We start from the raw sequence: 4,834 nt of genomic DNA on the forward strand, positions 1-4,834 counted from the left end.
AATGACGAAAGCAGGTATGCCTGAAAGCGTGCGTATTGCCTGAAAACACAACCCGCTACGGGGGAGACTTACCCGAAATCTGATTTATTCAACAAAGCCCTATCTTGCCAAAGTCGCTAGTCGCTTGTTTGCCTTAGCTTTAGATTTTATGCTTATGGAGGCGGTTTGATTTTCATCCGATACTTTTTCTAGCACTGGCACCACAGAGGAAATGGACTTTTCTTTTGAAATTTTGGATGCACCTGAAGAAAGTGGGCTTTCAGATGGTATAGAGGTATCGCTTCCCTCATTTTCAATCTTCACACCAAAGCAGGCATGTTCCTTTTGTACAAGGAAGGTTTCTTTTACAGAAACAGAATCCTGCTTTGAATTATCTAATTGTAGAGGTGTTAAATACTCCTTAAACTTTTGATCTAAGACATTCTCTAGCAATACATTAATAGGAGGCTTAGGTTCAGTATCTATAGTATTTCCATCATTCAGAAACCTATTAAGATCTGCAAGTGTTAATCTTTCGTTTAAACCATTTATAAAATTTGCCAAGTCAGGAAATAAATTATTTAATACCAACCCGGTACTAATAGCCGACCTAATTAAATCCAGTTGGTCACCCCTATGACAAAGTTCTGTTTTTTTCAAGAAACTATAAACATAGGGTGCTTTTCTTTCGGATATCCAGAAAGACCGGATCTGAATCCGGTCGTTATCTGCCTTATTTGAGATAGGGTATTTAGCCATGTTCTAGCTCATTATTCTGAATAAATAGTATCAGCAATTGCCAAAGATAATGCGAACTGCGGATTGTCTACCATGATAACTTTAGCCGTTTCAAAATGTTTACGAATAGCTGTTTCGATGAGATATGAACCTCCCCCAACAAGGAAAACATTATGAGGCCTCTCTTCGACTTGTGTAACCGCTCTGATTACTTTACTTTGCAACTTCTGTACCGCAGAGTTTACCGCATCAAAAACACCGTCACGCTTGTCCTCTGCAACCTTCAAAGCTGATTTATCATGACGATTATCAACAAGATGATGAATGTAAGCATTACTCGTATTCAGTTTCTCAGATTCAAGATACCTGCTGATCTCATCGTAAACAATAGAACAACCAATACGGTCAAAACCTTTTACTTTCGAAATCTGTTCTAATTGCCCAGTAATACTTGCAACATCAAGAGTAGTACCACCAAGATCAATTACCAAACTTGATTCAAATGAAGCAATATCCTCAATTTCATCTGCCCGGGTCACAGCTGGTAAAGATTCAGGGAAAACAGTCACAGACAAAACGTTAAAAGAATAGCGTTTACCGTCAAGATAACGCTCTACTGGTTTCATCAGATTATCTTTTTTTCTCTGAATATTTTCAATATTCGTTTCCCCTAAAGCAGTATAGAACTGGCTAAGTGGTAAAGTAACAAAGAGGTGAACATCCTGAGGAACTAAACCAGAAGCATGAAGTGCATGGTGAACATTTAACCGGCTAATTTCATCGTATTGGTGAGATACATCAGTCGATTCCAGTGAGTTACTAGATTCGCTGTGATGCGAAAACCTTTCCAGCCCATCAATAAGATAGTTAAAAGGATTGAGACCCTCATGGCGAACACGGAAATCTGGAACAAAACTATTTTGTGTAAGCAAGGGAACTAATTCGTTTCTTTCATTAAGACAAACCAGTTTTGCAGCTTTACTTCCATCATCGACAACGATTTTTAAAGCTTCAGTGATATCCTGCACTGATGGTGAAACAGGACTTTCAGATTTTAATAGTTCAGCCATAAAAACTCTCTTTTATTAATAGGACCATATTAGATATTAACTTTATACATTAATGGTGACCTATTATCAACATTAACACTATTAAAAAAATACGTAAGTCTATGTTATTTCAGCATCCTTCCATTTTAAATACCTTACCGTTAAATTTCCTGTATTCATGTATTAACCATGTTTATAAAGGAGCCAATTATAATCAGAAAGTTACTTTGCATCCTAAGTATGAACTGTTTGAGAGCCAGGACTGGGGCCTTTACCTGTAAGTAACAAAGGTCCTTAGGCTTAGAATCCAAAATGACGCCTTTTTGTAAAAAAATCATAGTTCGAAATACCGTATCATCGATGTAAACATACGTAGAGGAATTTATGGCAGCTGAGCACGTCCAAACTATAGACCTTACAAACTTCTCCGGAAGGATTTTCTTTCTGGCAGATCCTCATGGACATTACTCTGCGCTGTGCAACTTGATCCAATCAGTTACAAAGCCAGAAGAAGAGATAGTAATTTTCTCTACTGGAAATTTGTTTGACTATGGGCCGGAACCCATAGAATTGATGAAGGCGATAAACAGTGGCTTTTTCGATGGACGTTTTGTGAGGCATTTCTCAGCTGCCGGAGCCGGAGAAGAAATGTTAAAAAAATTGTTACCATTAAACAAAGACCGGAGAACATTTTACCCCAGCACATACCTCAATGAGAGATGGTGTGTAATGGGCGGAAAGTGGCATAAAGCTGTGAATCGTTACTATTTAGAGGAAGAGGTAAAAAAACTTCTTAATACCCAGCTTGGTACGATGATGCAGATTTTACTAAAAGGCGATATAAAAATTGGGGTTTGCCCTTCTGATTACGCCCCTATCCGCACATCATTCACTGATACTTATAATGCGCTTCAAGCATTCAACTATGCCAATGTGAATATTTTTCAGAGCCAGTTTCTATTCGGTATGGACCATGCCGTAATACCAATGATGATAAATGACGTCAACCTTATGGTCCTAGGTAGGAATCCTGTAAACAGCATTCGAAAAGCCCATGGTCGTACTCAAAACAATCTTCCAGTACTGATCGGTAATTGTTTGCATATAAATACTGGATCACTCTATATGTCAAAATTAGAAGACCAGGTAATAGTTGCTCCGGGTATACCGCAAACTGACTCACCAGCACTTACATTAGTAGAAATAATCATGAAGAACAATCCAGTTTTATTGTGTCATCAGCTAATACAAACAACAAACAAGTTTTATTCACTTAAAACCTATCCTTTAGAACTCGATTCGATTGAAAACAACATTGAGGTAACAAGATGAAGATAAATTGGAAGATTATCTCAATTTCAACATTACTTTTGCATCTTCACGCAGCAGCTGCACCACATCAAGAGAAAGAGCATAGAAAAGATGCTTTTTCTTCTGCCGCACAGAAAAGTGATTCACTTATATCTGCTAAAGCGGAGCTTATAAACGGAAGGTGGTTTATAAATGGTAAATATAGGCCTGTTCTAAAGACCAGCATGACCAAAACCAATTTCTTAGAAATCATGAATGTTTCAAATAAAGAATCACTTTTTATTGTGATACCAAAACTTGAGTATAATATCATTGCCAAAAATAAAATCTTACTAAATGAAAAAATTGCATTAAGCGAAGGCACATCCGGAAAAAGCATTGTTTGGGTCGAGCCAAAATCAAGTCTAACTATATCGTTTATAAATGACCTTGCTAATACGCCCCTTCAGGCTATCGTTTCGATCACAAGAAACAACAAAGATATAATTGCCATCTTTGGACCGGATCAGGGTAAAGGGTTTACTCTTCCCGGAAATACGTCTAATGATCAAGTGTCCGTTCCTGACTATTCTGACCTAAATATAAAAAAACTTAACATACCTCAAAGTGTTGGTAATCCAGTAACCATCAATCCTAAAGAGAAGAATTACCTCTTAGTTGGACAAGGAAAATATGAAATCTTATCTCTTCCTAAATATCAACATTTAGTATTTTCTGAACCCGTTTATATTGAGAAAAGAAAAAATATCCTCGGTGGTTATGGTTATTGGACGAAAGAAACAATTCTCTACCCCGGTGAATCATTATCTTTTATAACGAGCGCCAAAAACAATCTAAGGAAGCGGGATGATTAAAGTTATCACACTTTTATTGTTTGCATTACTGACTGGTTGTCAGTCAGTAGAAAGTAAAATCGAAGAACTCCCGACAGTTGGTTTTGACCCTATTCTATACAATAAAAGTGAGGCCTTTACTGACGGAAAAGTTACTTTACGTGTCGAAAGTTCAGGAACTGATGTTTGGCTTGTCGCCAAGAATGGAACCAGAAGTTTTATTGAGCTTTCAGGCCTAACGCTAGGTGGTAGTCGTTGTGCTTACAATGCCCGTAGTAAGCAACTTTTGCCCCCAGGCAGCGTAAGCACATTCGTAGTTCCTACGGTTGGAATGCTTGGACTTTGCTTCAACAATGAAGATCAACTTATGTTTATTAACCGTGCTTTTAGCAGAATCTCTCCCAAAGCAAAAGGAAAAGATTCGCTTTCGCTTTTATTTTCTGTTAGTTACGATTTTCCCGGAAAAGCGGACCTAATTACTAACCACGATTTTCAAGAGTTATATCTTTTATTTTTGAATGAGGATAATCTATGAAACAAACATTAATTGTTATTTTAATATGTTTTTGTCACACGGCTTTAGCATATCCATACCGTATCTATACTGTCCCGGAAGGGGCATTAGTAAAAAACATACTAACTAATGAATATCTAGGAAAAACCCCTGTGGTTGTGGACGTGAGCAATACCGAAGCTGGTTCTACTTTTGGGATTTCATTATTTAGACATGAAAATGTTGCTATAAAGATTTTTACAGTAATGCCTTCAGCAGAAAATAATTTTGCTGTTTCTGGACCTGACGTTGCAACTATGTCATTGCCGGGAAAAGCACCTTTAAACGTAGTAAATGATGGGAATGGCGCTTCTGTTCATATAGAACTAAGACCTTATATGTCTGAACCTGCGCACACCCCATATTAATAT

6 protein-coding genes are annotated in these 4,834 nt (G+C 37.4%); 4 read left to right on the plus strand and 2 right to left on the minus strand.

The window, feature by feature from the left end; translation table 11 throughout:
* Positions 1-99 precede the first annotated feature (99 nt).
* Both ACNQ0W_RS24600 and parM read right to left on the minus strand, forming a co-directional pair.
* The gene (locus tag ACNQ0W_RS24600; protein WP_012695436.1) at positions 100-738 is read right to left on the minus strand and encodes a hypothetical protein; all 639 of its coding nucleotides are present in this window, start codon (positions 736-738) and stop codon (positions 100-102) included.
* 11 nt (positions 739-749) lie between these two features.
* Positions 750-1,787: a plasmid segregation protein ParM domain-containing protein gene (parM, locus tag ACNQ0W_RS24605; protein ID WP_000818954.1), complete on the minus strand. Its 1,038-nt coding sequence runs from the start codon at positions 1,785-1,787 to the stop codon at positions 750-752.
* Between the two features lie 363 nt (positions 1,788-2,150).
* Between parM and ACNQ0W_RS24610 the strand changes: the two genes are divergently transcribed.
* The 4 genes from ACNQ0W_RS24610 to ACNQ0W_RS24625 are packed head-to-tail and all read left to right on the plus strand — an operon-like array spanning position 2,151 to position 4,831.
* Entirely contained in the window at positions 2,151-3,098 is a 948-nt protein-coding gene (locus ACNQ0W_RS24610; RefSeq protein ID WP_000718595.1) for a metallophosphoesterase, read from the plus strand.
* Positions 3,095-3,931: a hypothetical protein gene (locus tag ACNQ0W_RS24615; RefSeq protein WP_000700976.1), complete on the plus strand. Its 837-nt coding sequence runs from the start codon at positions 3,095-3,097 to the stop codon at positions 3,929-3,931. The genes ACNQ0W_RS24610 and ACNQ0W_RS24615 overlap by 4 nt, the downstream gene beginning before the upstream one ends.
* Positions 3,924-4,445 carry a hypothetical protein gene (locus ACNQ0W_RS24620; RefSeq protein WP_000598517.1) on the plus strand — a complete coding sequence of 174 codons (522 nt, stop codon included), beginning with the start codon at positions 3,924-3,926 and terminating at the stop codon, positions 4,443-4,445. Before ACNQ0W_RS24615 ends, ACNQ0W_RS24620 begins: the two co-directional genes overlap by 8 nt.
* On the plus strand, positions 4,442-4,831 hold the full coding sequence (locus ACNQ0W_RS24625) for a hypothetical protein (RefSeq protein ID WP_000815011.1): 390 nt from the start codon (positions 4,442-4,444) through the stop codon (positions 4,829-4,831). Before ACNQ0W_RS24620 ends, ACNQ0W_RS24625 begins: the two co-directional genes overlap by 4 nt.
* Positions 4,832-4,834 lie beyond the last annotated feature (3 nt).

The sequence above is a fragment of the Enterobacter cloacae complex sp. 6730903 genome (assembly GCF_048283985.1).
GTDB classification, from domain to species: Bacteria; Pseudomonadota; Gammaproteobacteria; order Enterobacterales; family Enterobacteriaceae; genus Enterobacter; species Enterobacter hormaechei_C.

What these genes read in the sequence shown, in the direction of transcription:
- ACNQ0W_RS24600 (WP_012695436.1), bottom strand. Translation starts at nt 738, where the DNA reads ATGGCTAAATACCCTATCTCAAATAAGGCAGATAACGACCGGATTCAG.
- parM (WP_000818954.1), bottom strand. Translation starts at nt 1,787, where the DNA reads ATGGCTGAACTATTAAAATCTGAAAGTCCTGTTTCACCATCAGTGCAG.
- ACNQ0W_RS24610 (WP_000718595.1), top strand. Translation starts at nt 2,151, where the DNA reads ATGGCAGCTGAGCACGTCCAAACTATAGACCTTACAAACTTCTCCGGA.
- ACNQ0W_RS24615 (WP_000700976.1), top strand. Translation starts at nt 3,095, where the DNA reads ATGAAGATAAATTGGAAGATTATCTCAATTTCAACATTACTTTTGCAT.
- ACNQ0W_RS24620 (WP_000598517.1), top strand. Translation starts at nt 3,924, where the DNA reads ATGATTAAAGTTATCACACTTTTATTGTTTGCATTACTGACTGGTTGT.
- ACNQ0W_RS24625 (WP_000815011.1), top strand. Translation starts at nt 4,442, where the DNA reads ATGAAACAAACATTAATTGTTATTTTAATATGTTTTTGTCACACGGCT.